Origin of the sequence: Curtobacterium oceanosedimentum (assembly GCF_040545555.1) — a bacterium.
Classification (GTDB): domain Bacteria; phylum Actinomycetota; class Actinomycetes; order Actinomycetales; family Microbacteriaceae; genus Curtobacterium.
Genome location: NZ_JBEPMD010000006.1, coordinates 117,031 through 137,423, shown reverse-complemented (window position 1 = coordinate 137,423; position 20,393 = coordinate 117,031). Strand labels below are relative to the sequence as shown.

Genomic DNA, 20,393 nt, shown 5'->3' with positions numbered 1-20,393 from the left:
GGTTCGCGGGGGTGGTCACGACCACGTCGCTCCGCGGCCACGTCGGCTCCCAGAGCGCACGGTGTGCCCGCGACTAGCCTGGACGGGTGTCGACCCGCATCTACATCACGTCAGCAGAAGGACACACGGGCAAGAGCACCGTCGCCCTCGGAGTCCTCGAGACCCTCGCACGCTCCGTCGGACGCGTCGGCGTGTTCCGGCCGGTCGCGCGGTCGGTGGCGGAGCCGGACTACGTGCTCGAGCTGCTGCTGCAGCACTCGGCGGTGGGGCTGACGTACGACGAGGCCGTCGGCGTGACCTACGACGACGTGCACGCCGACCCCGACGCGGCGCTCGGCACGATCCTGAGCCGCTTCGCCCAGGTCGAGCGGCGGTGCGACGCCGTGGTGGTCCTCGGGTCGGACTACACGGACGTCGGCAGTCCGACCGAACTGTCGTTCAACGCGAAGGTGGCGGCGAACCTCGGCGCGCCCGTGCTGCTCGTGCTCGGCGGCCGGGACTCGGCGGAACGCGGCGCCCGCACGCCCGACGCGATGGCGCAGATCGCCGACGTCACCACCAGCGAACTCCGGGCAGCCCACGCGCAGCTGCTCGGCGTCGTCGTGAACCGCGCCGACCCCGAGGCCCTGCCGGCGATCGTCGCCAGTGTCGAGCGGGCCGTGCGCGACGACCACCCCGACACCCCCGTGTGGGCGATCCCCGAGGACCGCGTGCTCGTCGCCCCGACCGTCCGGGCGCTGCTCGAGGCGACCGGAGCCACGCTCGTCCGCGGTGACGAAGCACTGCTCGAGCGTGAGGCCCTCGGCACCGTGGTCGCCGGCATGAGCATGGAGAACGTCCTGCCCCGCCTCATCGAGGGCGGCATCGTCGTCGTGCCGGGCGACCGCAGCGACGTGCTCCTCGCCACCGTGCTCGCGAACCAGTCCGAGACCTTCCCGAGCCTGGCGGGCGTGATCCTCAACGGCGGGTTCGAGACCTCGCCGCAGATCACCCGTCTGCTCGAGGGCCTGTCGAGCTCGCTGCCGATCGCGCGCAACGAGCTCGGCACCTACGACACCGCGCTCCGGATCACGCACACCCGCGGGCGGCTCGCGGCGGACTCGCCCCGCAAGGCCGACCTCGCGCTGGCGCTCTTCGAACAGCACGTCGACGCCGATGCGCTCCGCGACCGCCTGCAGCTCACCCCGTCCGGGGTCGTCACCCCGCTCATGTTCGAGCACGGGCTGCTCGACCGCGCTCGGGGGTACGGCAAGCGGATCGTGCTGCCGGAGGGCGACGACGACCGCATCCTGCACGCGGCTTCGACCCTGCTCGCGCGACAGGTCTGCGAGCTCACGATCCTGGGCGAACCGGCGGCGATCCGGGCCCGTGCGACCGAGCTCGGGCTGGACCTCGAGGGCGCGCAGCTCGTCAGCCCGTTCGACCCCGAGCTGCGCGAGCGCTTCGCCGAGGAGTACACGCGGCTCCGGGCGCACAAGGGCATGTCGATCGAGCTCGCCCGGGACACCGTCACCGACGTCTCCTACTTCGGCACGCTCATGGTGCAGCTCGGACTCGCCGACGGCATGGTCTCCGGCGCGGGGCACACCACCGCCCACACCATCCGACCGTCCTTCGAGATCATCAAGACCCGACCCGACACCTCGATCGTGTCGAGCGTGTTCCTCATGGCGCTCGCCGACCGCGTGCTCGTCTACGGCGACTGCGCGGTGATCCCCGACCCGACCAGCGAGCAGCTCGCCGACATCGCGATCTCCTCGGCCGAGACGGCAGCGCAGTTCGGCATCGACCCCCGCGTCGCCATGCTCAGCTACTCGACCGGGGACAGCGGCAGCGGCGCGGACGTCGACAAGGTCCGCGCCGGGACCGCCTTCGTGCGCGAGCGTCGCCCGGACCTGCTCGTCGAGGGGCCCATCCAGTACGACGCCGCCGCCGACCCGACGGTCGCCCGCACCAAGATGCCGGACTCGCCGGTGGCAGGCCGGGCGACGGTGTTCGTCTTCCCGGACCTCAACACCGGCAACAACACGTACAAGGCCGTGCAGCGATCGGCCGGCGCGGTCGCGATCGGGCCGGTCCTGCAGGGCCTCCGCAAGCCCATCAACGACCTGTCCCGCGGTGCGCTCGTGAGCGACATCGTGAACACGGTCGCGATCACCGCGATCCAGGCCGGCACCGCGACCGACGCGGCGTGACCGACCCGTCCTGACCCGGCCGAGCCGAGCCGCGACCGACCGCAGCCCGGACCACCCGCCCGCACCGCGCCTCCAGACCGTCCCGAGAAAGGCACCACCGAAGTGACCGCAGCCCTCGTCGTGAACTCTGGTTCGAGTTCGTTCAAGTACCAGCTCATCGAGCTCGAGGGCGAGCGCACGCTCGCCTCCGGACTCGTCGAGCGCATCGGTGAGTCGTCGGGGGCGTGGAAGCACACCAACGCGCTGACGGGGGAGTCGTCCTCGAACGACGCGGCCTCCGTGCCCGACCACGCCGCCGGCTTCCAGGCGATGATCGACGCCTTCGCGAAGGTCGGACCGTCGTTCGACGAGCACCCGCCCGCGGTCGTCGGGCACCGCGTCGTGCACGGCGGGACCACCTTCGACGCAGCGACGGTCGTCGCCGACGACGTCGAGCAGCAGATCGAGGACCTGAACAGCCTCGCGCCGCTGCACAACCCGGCGAACCTCGAGGGCATCCGCGCGGCGAAGCAGGTCTTCTCCGACGTGCCGCACGTCGCCGTGTTCGACACCGCGTTCCACCAGACGATGCCGCCGCACGCCTACACCTACGCGATCCCGGCCGACCTCGCCGAGCGGTACCGGATCCGCCGCTACGGGATGCACGGCACGAGCCACAAGTACGTGTCCGAGCAGACGGCGGAGTTCCTCGGCCGCCCGCTGTCCGAGCTGAAGACGATCGTGCTCCACCTGGGCAACGGTGCGTCGGCCGCGGCGATCGACGGTGGACGGTCGATCGAGACGTCGATGGGGCTCACGCCGCTCGAGGGCCTCGTGATGGGCACGCGCTCCGGCGACCTCGACCCGGCCGTGCTCATCCACCTGCACCGCGAGGCCGGCATGTCCTTCGACGACCTCGACACGATGCTCAACAAGCGGTCCGGCCTGCTCGGGCTGACCGGCAACGGGGACATGCGTGACGTGCAGGACGCCGCGCTCGGCGGCGACGACGAGGCCGAGGCGGCGCTCGCCGTGTACCGGCACCGCATCCGTCGGTACGTCGGCGCCTACACGGCGCAGCTCGGCGGGCTGGACGCCGTCGTGTTCACCGCCGGGGTGGGGGAGAACAACGCACTGCTCCGGCGACGCGTGCTGGCGGGGCTGGAGCACCTGGGCATCGAGGTCGACGCCGACCGCAACGAGCTGCACTCGAAGGAGGCCCGGCTCATCTCGACCGACTCGTCGCGGGTCGCGGTGCTGGTCGTCCCGACGAACGAGGAGCTCGAGATCGCCCGGCAGTCGGCGGCCGTCGCGCTGTAGGGGGCGGCGTCCGGGCGAGCCGCCGGCGCGTGTCAGCTCAGGGCCTGCAGCGCCGCGGGGATCGGCGTGTCGCCGCTCGTCACCTCGAACTGCACCCCCACCGCGGTGTCGTCGAGCAGCGCGTGCAGGACGAGGGCGGCGACGTCGGCGCGGGCGATCGAGCCCCGGGGCACCGTTCGCCCGACGTGGACGGTGCCCTGCGGCGGGGTGTCGAGCAGGGCGCCCGGCCGGATGATCGTCCAGCGCAGGTTCCGCATCCGGATGTTCGCGTCGGCCTCCGACTTCGCCCGGAGGTACACCTGGAAGACGTCGGCCTCGGTCCGGGCCGGCACCACCGCGCGTTCCGGGTCGTAGGCGTCGGCCCCCATCGCCGACACCATCACGTACCGGTCGATGCCGATGCGCTCCGCCGCGTCGGCCAGGGTCACCGCTGCGTCGCGGTCGACGGTCTCCTTGCGCTCCGCACCGCTGTTCGGCCCGGCTCCCGCTGCGAAGACGACGGCGTCGACGCCGCGGAGGCGCAGGGCCAGCTCGTCGTCGTCCACCTGTTCCAGGTCCACGACCAGGGCCGTCGCACCCTGCTGTTCGACGTCGGTCACGTGGGCGGGGTTGCGGATGATCGCGACCGCGTCGTGGCCCGCGTCGGTGATCAGGCGGGCGAGGAGCAGTGCGATCTGGCCGTGTCCTCCGGCGATGGCGATCTTCATGTGTCCGATACTGCCCGGAGCATCCGGTAGACTTCCGGAGGCTCCTCACGTGACGCCATCCAGGCCAACTCCCCCAGGGCGGAAACGCAGCAAGGGTAACCGGGCTCTGGCGGGTGCGTGAGGAGTCTTCTTCGTTCCGGGAGCCGTCCTCCGTTCTCGGGAGCCTCGAGCCTCCCGTCCTTCCCGGGAGCGCCGGCACCGGCCGGGAGGCACGGCGGCCCTCCGCCCCGCGACCCGCCTCCACAGGCGGTCGCCGAGGGCGTCGTGCTGTCGGCCGTCACGGCTACCCTTGACCCGTGGTCACCGCCCTGTATCGCCGTTACCGGCCCGAGAACTTCGCCGAGCTGATCGGTCAGTCGCAGGTCACGGACCCGCTGCGGACCGCCCTGCGGACGAACCGCGTCAACCACGCGTACCTCTTCAGCGGGCCGCGCGGGTGCGGCAAGACGACCTCGGCACGCATCCTCGCCCGCTGCCTCAACTGCGAGCAGGGGCCGACGGACACGCCCTGCGGCGTGTGCCCGAGCTGCGTCGAGCTCGCCCGTGGCGGCGGGGGCTCCCTCGACGTCATCGAGATCGACGCCGCCAGCCACAACGGTGTCGACGACGCCCGTGACCTGCGCGACCGAGCGGTCTTCGCGCCCGCCCGCGACCGCTACAAGATCTTCATCCTCGACGAGGCGCACATGGTGACGCCGCAGGGCTTCAACGCCCTGCTCAAGCTGGTCGAGGAGCCGCCGGAGCACGTGAAGTTCATCTTCGCGACGACCGAGCCCGAGAAGGTCATCGGCACCATCCGCTCCCGCACGCACCACTACCCGTTCCGGCTGGTCCCGCCGGCGACCATGCTCGAGTACGTCGAGCAGCTGTGCGCGCAGGAGTCGGTCTCCGTGGCGCCGGGCGTCCTGCCGCTCGTCGTCCGCGCCGGCGGGGGCTCGGTCCGCGACACCCTGTCGCTGCTCGACCAGCTCATGGCCGGCAGCGAGGACGGTGCGATCGCCTACGAGCGTGCCGTCGCCCTGCTCGGCTACACCGACGCGGCACTGCTCGACGACGTCGTGGACGCACTGGCCGTCGCGGACCCCGCGTCCGCGTTCGCCGCGGTCGACCGCGTGGTGCAGACCGGCCAGGACCCGCGTCGCTTCGTCGAGGACCTGCTCGAGCGCCTCCGCGACCTCATCGTGGTCGCGGCGACGAACGAGAGCGCGGCAGCCGTGCTCCGCGGGATCTCACCGGAGGAGCTCGACACGATGACGCGCCAGGCCGGCGTCTTCGGCGCGACGGCCTTGTCGCGCTCCGCCGACATCGCGAACCGGGCACTCACCGAGATGACCGGCGCGACGTCGCCGCGACTGCACCTCGAGCTCATGACGGCGCGCATGCTCGTGCCCGAGGCGGACGACACGCAGCGCGGGGCACTCGCGCGCGTCGAACGGCTCGAGCGGCGCGTCGGCGTGGGTGACGTCGGCGGGCACGACGCGCCGGTGGCGACCGCGCCGTCGGGTCCGGCAGCGGACCGGAGCACGGCGTCGAGGGGCGCACAGGCCTCGTCGCCCGCGGCCGCCCGTGCGCCACAGTCCGGCCCGGCAGGGACGCCCGTGGGTTCGTCCGTGCAGTCGGGCTCGTCCGTGCAGTCGGGCTCGTCCGCGCAGCCCGGTTCGTCCGCGCAGCCCGGCTCGACCGGGAGCGGTCCGACCACGCCGCGACCGAGCACCTCCGACGTCGACGCGGCGCCGGCTGGAGCCGGCGACCCGCGTGCAGCAGCGCGTGACGCGGCCGCGTCCTGGGCCGCCGCCGTGCCGAGTGCCGGGTCCGCTCCGTCGGCCGATGCTGACCGGGCGACGACCGAGCGTCCGGCGGCCCCGGCTCCGCACGAGCCCTCCGGAGCGGCGAACGCGTCGTCCACCGGTCAGGGCACCGCGGTCGGCGACGAGCCCGTCGTGCGCCCGGTGGCGGCGGTGGGCTTCCAGCAGCTCCGGGACGCCTGGCCGCAGGTCGTCGAGCACGTCCAGCGCGCTCGACGGTCGGCTTGGTCGGTGGTGGTCACGGCGCAGGTCACCGCCCTGCGCGACGACGTGCTCACCCTGACGTTCCCGAGCCAGCAGGACGTCGCGTCCTTCAAGGAGATGTCGGATCCGTCGACGAGCGTGAGCGAGCTGCTCCGGTCGGCGATCATCGACGTGCTCGGACTGCGGGTGAAGTTCGTCGCCCGTGGCCCCGGTCAGCAGCGCCCCGGCGGTGGAGCCGGTGGCGACGGTGCTCCCCAGCAGCCGGGCGGCGGATCGCAGCAGGCGTCGCAGCAGCAGCCCGCGCGGACGTCCGAGCCGCAGCAGACCTCGGCGGCGAGCACCGACCAGCAGCAGCGGTCGGAGCCGGTCGCACGGGCGGTGGACGATGCCCGGCAGGAGCCCGTCCCGCAGTCGGAGCCTGCCGCACAGCAGCGTCCGGCAGCGGCCCGTCCCGCCCAGCAGCAGCCGACCGCGCAGCAGTCCCAGCAGCAGCCGCCTGTCCAGCAGCAGACGGCTCAGCAGCAGGCTCCGCAGCAGCAGCAGCAGCAGCAGCAGCAGCAGCCGCAGCCTGCGCAGCAGCAGCCCGAGCCGCAGGACCCGCCCCGGCAGCAGACCGCCTCGGCACCCACCGGGCCGGTGACCGACTGGGTCGTCGCCACGATCCCGGCGGCCGACCCCACCGCAGGTGCGACCCACGGGCACCCGGAGCCGGGCTGGTCCGCGCCGTTCGGCACCACGGACACGGGAGAACCGGTCGCCCCGGTCACGCCGGTGTCCGACGCCGCAGCCGACGCGGCGCTCGCCGCGCAGCTCCGTCCGGCCTCCGCGCTCGGTGGTGCGGCGGCACGTCCGCGGACGAGCGAGCAGCCGACCGCCGGCGCGGCGGACACGGCACCCGCGGGGACGACGGCACCGGAGCAGTCGACGACACCGGAGCAGTCCCCGACGCCGTCGGCTCGTGACGACCTGCCGGTCGACGACTACCCGCTCGACGACGAACCGTACGACGACGGAGCGCCGTTCCCCGATCCGGGGCCCTCCTCGGGCGGCCGGTCGGTCCGGCCCGAACCCGGGCAGGCGCCGCAGCCGTCCGGCGCCGCGGAGGCGCAGCAACACCAGCAGGCCGCGGCGCACCAGACCGGCGTGCAGCAGACCAGTGCGGTGCAGCAGCGCCAGGCACCGCAGCGGTCTGCCCCGCCCCAGGTCCGACGGACACCGGTCGCCGGTCGCTACGGTGAGGCGGTCGTCCGTGAGATCCTCGGCGCGCAGTTCATCGAGGAGACCGCCCTGCACGAGGAAGGCGCCTGATGTACGACGGCATCGTCCAGGACCTGATCGACGAGTTCGGTCGCCTGCCGGGCATCGGCCCGAAGTCAGCCCAGCGCATCGCGTTCCACATCCTGCAGACCGAGTCGTTCGACCCGGCCAGGCTCTCCGAGCTCCTCGCCGAGGTCAAGGAGAAGGTCCGCTTCTGCGAGGTCTGCGGCAACGTCACCGAGCACGTCCGGTGCAGCATCTGCCGGGACCCGCGCCGATCGCCGACCGTCATCTGCGTGGTGGAGGAGGCGAAGGACGTCGCGGCGATCGAGCGCACCCGTGAGTTCCGCGGGCTCTACCACGTGCTCGGCGGTGCGATCAGTCCGATCGACGGTGTCGGCCCGGACGACCTGCGCATCCAGCAGCTCATGACGCGACTGGCCGACGGCACCGTGGACGAGGTGATCATCGCCACCGACCCGAACCTCGAGGGCGAGGCGACGGCGACCTACCTGAGCCGACTGCTCGTCCCGATGGGCATCCGCACCACGCGCCTGGCGTCCGGCCTGCCCGTCGGCGGCGACCTGGAGTACGCGGACGAGGTCACGCTCGGCCGCGCCTTCGAGGGCCGTCGCCTGGTCGGCGGCTGACGGTCGCCCGCGCAGGATCGTTGCGTCGAGGCCGCCTCGCACGCAACATCCGCGGAACACCCTCTACGATTGTCAGACCGCGCGACCGTCGCGGAACCGTCGTCCCCGGGAGTACCAGCCAGTGGCCCTGATCGTGCAGAAGTTCGGTGGATCGTCCGTCGCGGACGCCGAGAGCATCAAGCGCGTGGCGAAGCGGATCGTCCAGACGAAGAAGGCGGGCAACGACGTCGTCGTGGCCGTCTCCGCGATGGGCGACACCACCGACGAGCTCGTCGACCTCGCGCACTCCGTGACGCCGATCCCCGCAGGTCGTGAGCTCGACATGCTGCTGACCGCGGGGGAGCGCATCTCGATGGCGTTGCTCGCGATGGCGATCAAGAGCCTCGGGGTCGAGGCCTCGTCCTACACGGGCAGCCAGGCGGGCATGCTCACGGACGCGCAGCACGGCAAGGCCCGGATCGTCGACGTGACGCCGAAGCGCGTGCGCGAGGCGCTCGACGCCGGGCACGTCGCGATCGTCGCCGGCTTCCAGGGGTTCAACCGCACGACGGGCGAGATCACCACGCTCGGTCGCGGCGGGTCGGACACCACGGCCGTCGCCCTCGCCGCGGCGCTCGACGCGGACGTCTGCGAGATCTACACCGACGTCGACGGCATCTTCACCGCGGACCCCCGCGTCGTGCCGAAGGCGAAGAAGGTCGACCGGATCACCAGCGAGGAGATGCTCGAACTCGCCGCGTCCGGCGCCAAGGTCCTGTACATCCGCGCCGTCGAGTACGCCCGTCGGCACGGCGTCACCCTGCACGTCCGGTCCTCGTTCAGCAACGCCGAGGGCACCATCGTCTACAACCCTGCAGAGGGGGAAACCGTGGAAGAACCGATCATCACCGGCATCGCCGGAGACCTCTCCGAGGGCAAGATCACCGTCGTCGGCGTGCCCGACACCCCCGGCAAGGCAGCTGAGATCTTCACGATCGTGGCCCGCGCCGGCGCCAACATCGACATGATCGTGCAGAACGTGTCCGAGGCGGTCACCGGGCGCACGGACATCTCGTTCACGCTGCCGAAGGACCAGGGCCAGGGCGTCCTGACCGCGCTCGAGGTGGCGAAGGCCGACATCGGGTACGAGGGCATCCAGTACGACGACCAGATCGGCAAGCTCGCGCTCGTCGGTGCCGGCATGCGCACCAACGCCGGCGTCTCCGCGGCGCTCTTCCGCGCCCTGCACGAGGCGTCCATCAACATCGAGATGATCTCCACCTCGGAGATCCGCATCTCGGTCGTGACGCGGGCCGACACCCTGAACGAGGCCATGCGCGTCGTGCACCAGGCGTTCGGGCTGGACGCCGACCAGGAAGCCGTCGTCTACGCCGGTACCGGGCGCTGAGCGCGCCACCCGGACGATCCACGATCAGGAGCACCACATGAGCACCACCGTCGCCGTCGTCGGCGCCACCGGCCAGGTCGGCGCCGTGATGCGTCGCCTCCTCGAGGAGCGTGCGTTCCCGGCCGACCACGTCCGGTTCTTCGCGAGCGCCCGGTCCGCCGGCACGACGCTGCGGTTCCGCGGCGAGGAGATCGTCGTCGAGGACTCCGAGACCGCCGATCCCTCGGGCATCGACATCGCGCTGTTCTCGGCCGGTGCCACCGCGTCGCGCGCCCTCGCGCCGAGGTTCGCCGCCGCCGGTGCGGTGGTCGTCGACAACTCCAGCGCCTGGCGGATGGACCCGGAGGTGCCGCTGGTCGTGAGCGAGGTCAACCCGCACGCGATCGACGAGGCGCCGAAGGGCATCATCGCGAACCCGAACTGCACGACGATGGCGATCATGCCGGTGCTCAAGGTGCTCGACACCGAGGCAGGGCTCCGCCGCCTCGTGGCGACCACGTACCAGGCCGTGTCCGGGTCGGGCCTCGCCGGTGTCGAGGAGCTCCTCGGGCAGGCGCGTGCCGCACTCGAGCAGGACACCGCGGCGCTCACCCACGACGGTTCCGCGGTCACCTTCCCGGAGCCCGTGAAGTACGTGCGCCCGATCGCGTTCGACGTCGTCCCCCTCGCGGGCAGCATCGTCGAGGACGGCCAGGGCGAGACCGACGAGGAGAAGAAGCTCCGCAACGAGAGCCGCAAGATCCTCGAACTGCCGGACCTGCTCGTCGCGGGCACGTGCGTCCGCGTCCCGGTGTTCACCGGCCACTCCATCTCGGTGCACGCCGAGTTCGCGCAGCCGCTGTCGCCCGAGCGGGCGACCGAGATCCTGGCCACCGCCCCGGGCGTCGAACTCGCGGACGTCCCCACGCCGCTGCAGGCAGCCGGCCAGGACCCGTCCTTCGTCGGCCGCATCCGTGCCGACCAGTCCGCACCCGAGGGCCACGGTCTGGTGCTCTTCGTCAGCAACGACAACCTGCGCAAGGGTGCCGCGCTCAACGCGGTGCAGATCGCCGAGACGATCCTCGAGCGCCGCGCGGTCGCGGCGTAGCGACCATCGTCGACGACACGACACCTGACGGACGGGAGGCCCGTGGCGACACCGCCACGGGCCTCCCGTCCGTTGATGCCCACCCTGTCAGCGCGCGCTTGTAGGATCGGTACGTGGCAGTGAAGCAGGTGGATCCGATCGACGTCGTCCTGGTCGGGGGAGGGATCATGAGCGCCACGCTCGGCGCCATCATCCACCGCCTCGAACCCACGTGGAAGATCCGCGTGTACGAGCGGCTCGGCTCCGTCGCGCAGGAGTCCTCGAACCCGTGGAACAACGCCGGGACCGGGCACTCCGCGCTGTGCGAGCTGAACTACACGCCGGAGATGCCCGACGGTCACGTCGACATCGCCAAGGCCGTCACCGTGAACGAGCAGTTCCAGGTCTCGCGGCAGTTCTGGGCGCACCTGGTCGAGACGGGCGCGCTGCCGCAACCCTCGAACTTCATCAACCCGACGCCGCACATCTCCTTCGTCTGGGGCGCGGACAACGTCGAGTACATGCGCAAGCGCTACGAGGCGCTCAAGGGTCACCCGCTCTTCGCCGGCATCGAGTACTCCGACGACCCGGCGCACATCCGCAAGTGGGCTCCGGCGCTCATCCCCGGCCGCAAGAAGGACCAGCCGATCGCCGCGACGTACTCGGCGGCCGGGTCGGACGTGGACTTCGGTTCGCTCACGCAGCAGCTCTTCGACGGGCTCGAGATCGAGGGCGTGGAGTTCGAGCCGTCGCACCAGGTGAGGAAGATCACCCGCTCGAAGATCTCCGAGGGATGGGCGCTCGACGTCCGCAACGAGATCGGCCGGTCGACGCAGCGCATCGCTGCGAAGTTCGTCTTCGTCGGCGCCGGTGGCGGCGCCCTGCACCTGCTGCAGAAGTCGGGCATCCCGGAGATCCGCGGGTACGGGGGCTTCCCGGTGTCGGGCGAGTTCCTGCGCACCGACGACCCGGAGGTCGTGCAGAAGCACTCCGCGAAGGTGTACGGCAAGGCGAGCGTCGGGGCGCCGCCGATGTCCGTGCCGCACCTCGACACCCGCATCGTCGACGGCAAGGCGTCGCTGATGTTCGGTCCCTACGCGGGCTTCAGTCCGAAGTTCCTCAAGCAGGGTTCCCTGCTCGACCTCTTCCGCTCGATCCGTCCGCACAACCTCCGCCCGATGCTCAGCGTGGCGTTCTCGAACTTCGACCTGGTCCGGTACCTGGTGGGGCAGCTCCTCGCGTCGAAGCAGACGAAGTTCGACGCGCTCCGGGACTTCATGCCGACGGCCGAGCCCGGTGACTGGCACCGCATCACGGCGGGGCAGCGCGTGCAGGTCATCAAGCCGGACCGGGAGAAGGGCGGCGTGCTGCAGTTCGGGACCGAGGTGATCACCTCGGCGGACGGTTCGATCGCCGGGCTGCTCGGCGCGAGCCCGGGCGCGTCCACCGCGGTGCCGATCATGCTGTCGATGCTGCAGCGGTGCTTCCCGGACCGATGGGACGCCTGGGTCCCGATGGTCAGGACCATGGTGCCCACGTACGGCAAGGACCTCGGGGCCGATCCGCAGCTCGCCGACGAGACGCTCGAGCACACCGCGAAGGTCCTCGGCCTGCACCACTGACGTCCTGGGCCGCCCGGGGACTTGCAGGTCGTTCGAACGTGTGTTCGAATGAGGGCATGCGGTGGAGCGGGCAGGCGATCGGGGCGGAGCACGACGGAGCACTCCCCGGGCTCGAGTCGAACAGCGGGCTGGTGCGCAGCGTCACCACGCCGGAGTTCGCCGGCGTGACCTTCCACGAGGTCCTGGCGAAGAGTGCCCTGAACCGGGTGCCGGCGGCCGACGGGAGCGGGACCTACGGGTGGACCATCAACCCCTACCGCGGGTGCAGCCACGCGTGCGTCTACTGCTTCGCCCGGCCCACCCACACCTACCTCGAGTTCGACGGGGGCGCGGACTTCGACCAACAGATCGTCGTCAAGACGAACGTGGCCGACGTCCTGCGTCGTGAGCTCCGGAAGCCGACGTGGGACCGTCACCCCGTCGCGCTCGGCACGAACACCGACCCGTACCAGCGGGCCGAGGGGCGCTACCGCCTGATGCCCGGCGTGATCCGTGCGCTGGCCGAGTCGGGGACGCCCTTCAGCATCCTGACGAAGGGCACGCTGCTGCGGCGGGACCTGCCCCTGCTGGTCGAGGCGGCACGGAGCGTGCCGGTCGACCTGGCGATGTCCATCGCGGTGTACGACGACGAGCTGCAGCAGCAGGTCGAGCCGGGGACCCCGACGACCGCCGCCCGACTCGCGACCGTGCGGGCGATCCGTGACGCCGGGCTCGAGTGCTCGGTCTTCCTCATGCCGGTGCTCCCGTTCATCACGGACACCCGCGCGCACCTCGACCAGGCGATCGGTCGGGCGGCCGACGCGGGCGCCTCCAGCGTCACGTACTCCGCGCTGCACCTGCGCCCGGGCGTCAAGCCGTGGTGGGCCGCGTGGCTGCAGCGGACGCGCCCCGACCTCGTCGCCCGCTACCGGTCGATGTACCTCGACAACACGTACGCGCCCGCCGACTACCGGCGCTGGCTCGCGGACCGGGTGCGCCCGATCCTCGCCGCGCACGGTCTCGGGCTCGGCCGGGTCGACCCCACGACCGGGTCGATGGGCTTCAGTGAACAGGCGCACCTCGTGCCGGACAGCACGGTCTCGGCCGCAGCGTCCGGCGGGCCGTCCGGGGTGACCGGCGCTCGCATCACGAACGGGTACCGCGTCCCGGTGTCACTCGACGAGCAGTCCCGCCCGACCTCGTCACCGCTCAAGCGCGCGGACCCCGGCTTCGACCGACGTGGCGCCGCGGTGGCAGCGGTCGGCAGCGGGACCGGGCCGACCCTGTTCTGACGAGCGTCCACCTTCCGCGTTCGGGGGACACCCTGTGTCGGTGATCGGCGGTAGCATCGAGCGGGTCGCCGGATCGTGCTCGTTTCGGGGTACACGCTCGGCCCTGACCGGCCGCGTGGTACGGCGACCGGACGACTCCCGGAAGGACCTTCGACCCGTGCTCGGCATCCCCACGCACCTCGCTCCGCGAGTGAACGCGTGGTCGACCGTGCGCGCGTTCCACGCTGCGGCGATCGGTTCCGTCGTCGCCGCCGCCGTCACGCTGCTGCTGTACCGTCTGGCCGAGCCCGACGTGCGGGTCGCCGGGGCCGTGCTCGCACTCCTGCCGATGCTGGCGATGATCGGCGTGCACGTGCAGTTCGCCACCTGGCGCTCGGCCGTGGCGTTCCTGCTCACCGGTGGGGTGTGCACGTGGTGGTTCACGACGATCGTGCAACGCGAGGTCCCTGCGGGATGGGTGACGAGCTACCTGCTGTCGCTCGCGGTGATCCCGCTCGTGCTCGTGGGCGGCGCCGGCGCGGTCGCGAGCCGCGTCGTCGTCTGGTCGATCGGCGGGTTCCTGGTCGGCCGGCTCGCGACGGGGATCGCCGTGCTGCAGTCCGGCGGGCCGCCCCGGCCGCTCGTGCTCGCCTGGATCACGCTGGGGTTCGTGGTCGCCCTCGTGCTCTTCACCAGTCGGAACACCGCGCGGTCCGAGCGCGTCCAGCCCGAGCTGCTCCGCTCCGCGCGCGAGGAGCACGTGTCCGCCTACCGCGCCGGTGTCGAGGCCGAGGCCGCGGCGATCCTGCACGACACCGTCCTGAACCACCTCGGGGCCATCGCCCTGGCACCCGACGGACCGATGGACCCCCAGCTGGCGCGGACCGTCGAGGCCGACGTCGCGATGCTCACCGGCAAGCAGTGGCTGGCTCCGGCCGAGCGGTCCGACGAGCCGGACCCGGCTGCTGCCGGTACCGCGTTCACCGCGATGGTCGACGAGTACCGTGCCCAGGGCCTCACGGTCACGGTGACCGGGGACCCCGGTGCCCTGGTGCGGCTCGACCCGTCCGCGACGACCGCCCTGCTGCGTGCCGTGGGACAGTGCCTGGCGAACGTCCGGAAGCACGCCGGCACCGATGCCGCCGAGGTCAGCGTCTTCGACGACGGTGCGTCGTGCACCGTCATGGTGGTCGACGACGGCCGCGGGTTCGACGAGCAGGAGACCGGGAACGACCGGATGGGGCTGCGCGGCTCGGTCCGCGAACGCATCGGTCGTGTCGGCGGTGACGTGCAGGTCTGGTCGTCGCCGGGCTCCGGCACCAGCGTGATGATGACCGTCCCCTACACGCGCGAGGACACCGCTCGTGCCGACGGAGCGGGCACCGGTGGCATGCGGTCCGGCGGCCTCCGGACCAGCGGCGCCGCCTCCTACGCCGTGACCGGCGAGTCCGATCGGGGGACCACCCGGTGAGCCGCGTCGACGCGGTGCGCGCGGCGGTCCGGAGTGCCCGGACGGCGCAGCAGTGGGACCCGCTCGGCGCCATGGGGTCCCGTCCGCTCGCGGTGCTGCTCGGTGCCGCCGGCATCCTGTGGGCACTCCTCGTCTCGGTGTTCGACCGCGATGTGGTCGGGAGCCCGACCCTCAGTGCGCTCACGGTGCTGCTGCTGGCGGCGTCCGCGGCGGTCGTCGTCACGGCCTCCTCGCCGTTCCGTGCTCCCTTCCCGCGCTGGGCCTACGTGCTCCACGTCGTGCTGCTCGGAGCCGCGACGATCGCCAGCGTCGCCGCGCAGTGGGGGCCGGACCGCAACGCGATGAACGACTTCATGTCCGTGCTCACCGCGACCGGCATCGTCATGGTCGCGCCCTACCGACCGTGGCGCGACCTGGCGGTCGGCGGGATCGTCCTCGCCGCGGTCGACGCCGCGGCCTGGGGGATCGCCGCCGCCGAGTTCCCCCACCAGGTGCCCACGGCCGTCGCGGCCTTCCTCGCAGCGGCGCCCACCCTGGTCCTCACCGGCGCATCGGTCGTCTTCGCCTGGACGTTCGGTGGACTGGCGGAGCGCGTGCAGATCCGTGCCGGCTCGTACTCCGTCGCGCGCGCCGAGCGGGACGGCATCGCGGCGAGCGTGCAGCAGGACCGGTCCGTCATCCTCAGCCGTGACGTCGCCCCGTTCCTCACCGAGCTCCGGACCAGCGAGGTGATCACCGACGCCGACCGTGCACGCGCCCGTGCCATCGCGGACGGCATCCGGCGCGCCATGGTCGCCGACGCCGACCGGACCTGGTTCGAGTACGCGGTGACCGTCGACGGTGGGTCGGTGGAGTCGGTCGACGACCCGGACGGCCTCGTCGCGACGCTCGACACCGACCAGCGCACGGTGGTCCGCACCTTCCTCCGCGCGGCACTCGGCGCAGCGACCGTCGACCCGGCACGCTTCCGCGCCGTCGTGCGCCGTGCGGAGGAACCGGGGTCCCCTCCCGAGCGGGTCGAGGTCCGCCTGGAGCTCGCGGTCGACGACTCCGACGTCGGCATCCACCGGACGTTCGACCCGTACTTCGCGGTCCTCCGCGTGACCTTCCCCGACCTCGACGTCGCCGTCCGCCCATCGTCCCTCGCACTAAGGTTCTCCTATGACCAGCACTGACCCGAACCGGACCACGGAGGGCGTGCCCGCGCTCCCGCAGCCCGGAACCCGACGCGTGCGGCTGGCGATCCTCGACGACCACGAGGTGCTGCTCGACAGCCTGTCGAGCTGGATCGCCGTGAACGCCTTCGACTTCGATCTCGCCCTGACCGCGCACACGTGGCTCGAGATGGTGCACAGCGAGAACTTCCCGACGGACCTCGTGTTCCTCGACTTCCAGCTCAAGGAGCCGGTGTCGATCGAGGCGCGCGTCCGCACCTGCCGGGCCGCCGGCGCGAAGGTCATCGTGCTGTCGAGCGTCGACAGCCGTGAGTCGCGCGACCGCGCGCTCGCAGCCGGCGCGGCCGCGTTCCTGTCGAAGTCGCTGCCGATGCGCGAGGTCATGGACGTCGCGCGCGAGGTCATGGGGGTCTCCCGCGAGACCCCGCCGCAGCGCGACTGGCGGCCGCTGCCGACCGGCGCGAGCGCGCACCAGCGGCCGAAGCTCAGCGCGGGTGAGGAAGAGGCACTCCGCCTGTACGTGTCCGGCTACTCGACCAACGAGGTCGCCGCGCAGATGAACGTGCAGTACGAGACCGCCAAGACGTACCTGCGTCGCGTGCGCGAGAAGTACAGCAAGGTGGGACGTCCCGCGTCGAAGAAGTCGGACCTCATCCGCCGCGCCGCCGAGGACGGGTTCCTCGCGTAGTGGCGAAGCTCTACTTCCGGTACGGCGCGATGAACAGCGGCAAGAGCACCGGGCTGCTGCAGGCGGCGTTCAACTACGAGGAGCGCGGGCAGCGCGTCCTGCTGGCGAAGCCGTCGGTCGACACCAAGGGCGACCGCGAGATCGTCTCCCGTCTCGGTGTCACCCGGACGGTCGACGTCGTCCTCGCCCCGCACGACGACGTCCGTGCGGCGGTCGCCGAGGCCGGTGCGAGCGACCCCGAGTCGGACCGGCTCGACGGCATGGTGCGCCCGGTGAGCTGCGTGCTCGTCGACGAGGCGCAGTTCCTCACCCCGCGACAGGTCGACGACCTGCTCCGCGTCGCCGTGCTCGACGAGGTCCCCGTGCTCGCCTACGGCATCCGCACCGACTTCCGCACCGAGGCGTTCCCCGGCAGCGCCCGGCTGCTCGAGGTCGCGCACTCGCTCGAGGAGCTCAAGACCATCTGCCGCTGCGGTCGCAAGGCCGTCTTCAACGCCCGGAAGGTCGACGGTCACTTCGTCTTCGACGGGTCGCAGGTCGCGATCGACGGCGTCGACGTCACGTACGAGTCGCTGTGCGCGAACTGCTACCTCAGCGAGTCCGGCGGACGGCTCGACGGCGAGCTCGCGCACTGACCCGGCCCACGTCCGTCAGATGACCCGCCGACGGACGGGAGGCGCGGCGCAGCGCCGCCACGCGCCTCCCGTCCGTCCCGTGGTGCGGAATGCGCGCACGCCGGCGACGGTTGACGTCCGCATGAGCGACGCCACCGTGCACCTGTCCGTCCTCGACCTGGCCACCCGCGAGTACGGCCAGTCGAACACCGAGGCCCTGCAGGGCTCGATCGACATGGCCGTGCACGCCGAGCAGCTCGGGTACGAGCGCGTCTGGGTGGCGGAGCACCACGGCATGCCGGGCATCACCTCGTCCGCGCCCGCCGTCCTGCTCAGCGCGGTGGGGGCCGCGACGTCGCGGATCCGGATCGGTTCCGGCGGCGTGATGCTGCCGAACCACGCGCCGCTCGTGATCGCCGAGCAGTTCGGCACGCTGCGGGCGCTCTACGGCGACCGCGTCGACCTCGGCATCGGACGGGCCCCCGGGACCGACGGCGCGACCGCGATGGCCCTGCGTCGCACCGACCGGCTCGACGTCGACGACTTCCCGCAGCAGCTCGCGGACCTCATCGGCTTCTTCACCGGCATGGACGCGTCGAACCCGCTGTCACGCATCCGCGCCGTGCCGGGCTACGGCGACGTGCCCGAGTTCTGGCTGCTCGGCTCCTCGGGCTACAGCGCGCAGGTCGCCGGTGCACTCGGGGTCTCGTTCGCCTTCGCGCACCACTTCGCGTCGGACAACACCGAGGCGGCACTCGCGCTCTACCGCGACTCGTTCCGTCCGTCCCGCTTCCGGCAGACCCCGAACGCGCTGATCGGCGTGCAGGTCGTCACCGACGAGGACCCGGCGGTCGTGGAGGAGCAGAGTGCTCCCGGGATGATCTCGTTCATCCGGATGCGACAGGGCGCGAAGCCCGAGCCGGTGTCGATGGAGGAGGCCCGTGCGTACGAGTTCTCCGACCTCGAGCGCCGGTTCATCGCCGCGCGCACGGAGCGGCAGGCCTACGGTTCGCGGGACCAGGTCGCGGCGAAGATCAACGAGCTCGTCGCGTCGACCGGCGCGGACGGCGTCATCGTCGCACCGGGGGCCGCACAGGCGCGCTACCGGCACCAGGCGCTCGACGTGGTGGCGTCGCTGCAGGCCGAGGGGCTCCTCGTGCCCGCGGGAGCCACGGTCTAGCCGGGCCGCCTCGCCACGGACCGTCGGCGTCCGGCTGCCCGCGCCCGTCGCCGTCAGGGGAGCAGGCCGAGGCGCTTCGCGGCGGTGATCGCACCGACGCGTGTGCCGACGTCGAGCTTCCGGTAGACGTTGTACACGTGCCGCTTCACCGTCCCGACGGCGAGTCCGAGCTCCGCGGCGATCTCGGCGTTCGAGCGAGCAGCGGCCACGAGTCCGAGCACCTCGACCTCGCGGTCGCTGAGCGGGGACCCGGCACGCGCGTCGGTGACGAGGTCGACCGGGAAGGTCACCGGTGACGCCCCTGCCCGTGTCGCCCGGACGATCCGTTCGACGAGCTCACGGCTCGGCGTGTCCTTCGTCACGAAGTCCACAGCGCCGGCGTCGAGCAGGGCGCGACGCAGGACGGCGTCGCGGTGCATCGTCAGCACGACGATGCTGATGTGCGGGTGGGTGCGACGAACGGTGGCGATGGTCGTGCGCGCCGGTGGGCCGTCGAGCTCGACGTCGAGCAGGAGCACGTCGATCGCCGCGGACTCGGGGGAGTCGAGCACGTCGGACGGCCGTTCCCCGTGGGCGACCACGCGGATCGTGGGCACGGCGGACAGGATCGTCGCGAGCCCCTCGCGGAAGAGTCGGTGGTCGTCGACGAGTGCGACGTGGGTGACGGCGGTCACAGGGCCCCCCTCGGGACGGTCAGGCGGACGGTGGTGCCCGAGCCCGGGGTGCTCTCGACGTCGAGGCGGGCACCGAGCACCCCCGCACGTTCTCGCATCGTGCGCTGGCCGAGGCGGCCCTCGGGGACCGCGCCCGGCGTGAACCCGGGCCCGTCGTCCCGCACCGTCGCGACGACCGTCGCCGGTGACCAGGCGAACTCGACCGTCGCCGTGGAGCCCGGAGCGTGCTTCCGACGGTTGGTGAGCGCTTCGAGCAGGATGGTCAGCGCCTCCTCGGCCTTCCAGTTCGGCAGCGCACCGGCGACGCCCGTGGTCGTGATCACGAGGCGGTCGTCCCCGGGGAACAGGTCGTCCACGTGCCGCCGGAGGGCATCGTCGAGCCGGTCCGCACCGACCCGGGCGTGCAGTGACAGGGCGAGGTCCTGCACGTCGGTCAGCGCACCCCGGAGCAGCCGCCCTGCGGACTCGAGCTGCGCGGTGCGCTCCGCGTCATCGGGGTCGGTCAGCAGCACGAGATCGAGGCGCTGCAGCCCGGCGAGGACGCCGTGCGCGACGCGGTCGTGCAGGTCGCGTGCGATCTGCTCGCGCGAGTCCAGGTTCGTCGAGGTCACCCGCTGGCGGAGCGCCTCCGTGTACGCGATCGCGCCGGCCGGGAACCGGCTCCAGACGCCGGCGTGCAGCGCCCGCGTGGCGCGGAGGACCTCGTTGGCGGATCGCGCACCGACCTCGTCGACGAACACCGGCAGGTAGGCGTCGAAGAGCATCTCGGCCGCCAGCATGGCGCCCGCGGGGTGCTGCGCGTGCTCGGCGTGCAGGGCGCCGGTCGCGAGGTGCGCCGGGTCGAGGTAGCGGTCGCTCACGACGCTCCCGGCTCCGTCTCCGGACGCGTACCGCTCGTGTGCGTCGGCGATCATCGACGTCACGTTGTCGAGGAGGCTCTGCGCGAGGACCGGGTCGTCGGCGAGTTCCGGGAAACGGGCGCCGATGTCCGCGAGGACGGCGGCGAGCGGGGCGGGGATCGTCATGACGGTTGCGAGCGTAGCGGGGGAGGTCGCACGGCTGCGCCCGATCGCTCGGCGATGTGTCCTGTGGCACAGGGCCCGCAGCCCGCCTGGTGGTGCCTGCCCTGCGTGCGTGCTCGTCCGGCGA

At 72.2% G+C, this 20,393-nt stretch carries 16 protein-coding genes and 1 other RNA gene; 14 read left to right on the top strand and 3 right to left on the bottom strand.

From position 1 onward, the window contains the following. Positions 1-86: 86 nt before the first annotated feature. Both pta and ABIC52_RS08355 read left to right on the top strand, forming a co-directional pair. Positions 87-2,195: a phosphate acetyltransferase gene (gene pta, locus ABIC52_RS08360; RefSeq protein ID WP_354027082.1), complete on the top strand. Its 2,109-nt coding sequence runs from the start codon at positions 87-89 to the stop codon at positions 2,193-2,195. 102 nt (positions 2,196-2,297) lie between these two features. Next, the gene (locus ABIC52_RS08355) at positions 2,298-3,494 is read left to right on the top strand and encodes an acetate/propionate family kinase (protein ID WP_354027081.1); all 1,197 of its coding nucleotides are present in this window, start codon (positions 2,298-2,300) and stop codon (positions 3,492-3,494) included. Between the two features lie 32 nt (positions 3,495-3,526). Here ABIC52_RS08355 and ABIC52_RS08350 read toward each other — a convergent pair whose 3' ends face one another. Beyond that, a complete protein-coding gene (locus ABIC52_RS08350; protein ID WP_354027080.1) occupies positions 3,527-4,201 on the bottom strand; it encodes an SDR family oxidoreductase in 675 nt (224 codons plus the stop codon). 36 nt (positions 4,202-4,237) lie between these two features. On the opposite strand from ABIC52_RS08350, the gene ffs reads away from it, so the two are divergent. From ffs to ABIC52_RS08290, 12 genes are all read left to right on the top strand, one after another. Further along, positions 4,238-4,334: signal recognition particle sRNA small type (gene ffs, locus ABIC52_RS08345), an RNA gene on the top strand. 163 nt (positions 4,335-4,497) lie between these two features. After that, a complete protein-coding gene (locus ABIC52_RS08340) occupies positions 4,498-7,518 on the top strand; it encodes a DNA polymerase III subunit gamma and tau (protein ID WP_354027079.1) in 3,021 nt (1,006 codons plus the stop codon). After that, entirely contained in the window at positions 7,518-8,117 is a 600-nt protein-coding gene (gene recR, locus ABIC52_RS08335) for a recombination mediator RecR (protein WP_126891653.1), read from the top strand. Before ABIC52_RS08340 ends, recR begins: the two co-directional genes overlap by 1 nt. 121 nt (positions 8,118-8,238) lie before the next feature. Next, entirely contained in the window at positions 8,239-9,504 is a 1,266-nt protein-coding gene (locus ABIC52_RS08330) for an aspartate kinase (RefSeq protein WP_209678473.1), read from the top strand. A gap of 37 nt (positions 9,505-9,541) precedes the next feature. Further along, the gene (locus ABIC52_RS08325; RefSeq protein ID WP_209824167.1) at positions 9,542-10,591 is read left to right on the top strand and encodes an aspartate-semialdehyde dehydrogenase; all 1,050 of its coding nucleotides are present in this window, start codon (positions 9,542-9,544) and stop codon (positions 10,589-10,591) included. Positions 10,592-10,704: 113 nt separating this feature from the next. Further along, positions 10,705-12,192, top strand: coding sequence for a malate:quinone oxidoreductase (locus ABIC52_RS08320; RefSeq protein ID WP_209824166.1), 1,488 nt, complete (start codon positions 10,705-10,707; stop codon positions 12,190-12,192). Positions 12,193-12,248: 56 nt separating this feature from the next. After that, positions 12,249-13,463: an Rv2578c family radical SAM protein gene (locus tag ABIC52_RS08315; RefSeq protein ID WP_354027078.1), complete on the top strand. Its 1,215-nt coding sequence runs from the start codon at positions 12,249-12,251 to the stop codon at positions 13,461-13,463. Positions 13,464-13,620: 157 nt separating this feature from the next. Further along, the gene (locus ABIC52_RS08310; RefSeq protein ID WP_126891658.1) at positions 13,621-14,913 is read left to right on the top strand and encodes a sensor histidine kinase; all 1,293 of its coding nucleotides are present in this window, start codon (positions 13,621-13,623) and stop codon (positions 14,911-14,913) included. Further along, positions 14,910-16,088 carry a hypothetical protein gene (locus ABIC52_RS08305; RefSeq protein WP_209678464.1) on the top strand — a complete coding sequence of 393 codons (1,179 nt, stop codon included), beginning with the start codon at positions 14,910-14,912 and terminating at the stop codon, positions 16,086-16,088. The genes ABIC52_RS08310 and ABIC52_RS08305 overlap by 4 nt, the downstream gene beginning before the upstream one ends. Further along, positions 16,075-16,776, top strand: a complete 702-nt coding sequence (locus ABIC52_RS08300; protein WP_238638176.1) for a response regulator transcription factor — start codon at positions 16,075-16,077, stop codon at positions 16,774-16,776. Before ABIC52_RS08305 ends, ABIC52_RS08300 begins: the two co-directional genes overlap by 14 nt. Next, on the top strand, positions 16,776-17,411 hold the full coding sequence (locus ABIC52_RS08295) for a thymidine kinase (RefSeq protein ID WP_126891660.1): 636 nt from the start codon (positions 16,776-16,778) through the stop codon (positions 17,409-17,411). Before ABIC52_RS08300 ends, ABIC52_RS08295 begins: the two co-directional genes overlap by 1 nt. A 121-nt stretch (positions 17,412-17,532) precedes the next feature. Beyond that, entirely contained in the window at positions 17,533-18,570 is a 1,038-nt protein-coding gene (locus tag ABIC52_RS08290; RefSeq protein ID WP_126891661.1) for an LLM class flavin-dependent oxidoreductase, read from the top strand. A 53-nt stretch (positions 18,571-18,623) separates the two neighbouring features. On the opposite strand, the gene ABIC52_RS08285 is transcribed toward ABIC52_RS08290, so the two are convergent. Continuing rightward, positions 18,624-19,244: a response regulator transcription factor gene (locus ABIC52_RS08285; RefSeq protein WP_126891662.1), complete on the bottom strand. Its 621-nt coding sequence runs from the start codon at positions 19,242-19,244 to the stop codon at positions 18,624-18,626. Then, positions 19,241-20,269 (bottom strand): sensor histidine kinase, encoded by a 1,029-nt coding sequence (locus ABIC52_RS08280; RefSeq protein ID WP_126891663.1) that lies wholly within the window; start codon positions 20,267-20,269, stop codon positions 19,241-19,243. Before ABIC52_RS08280 ends, ABIC52_RS08285 begins: the two co-directional genes overlap by 4 nt. Positions 20,270-20,393: the final 124 nt, after the last annotated feature.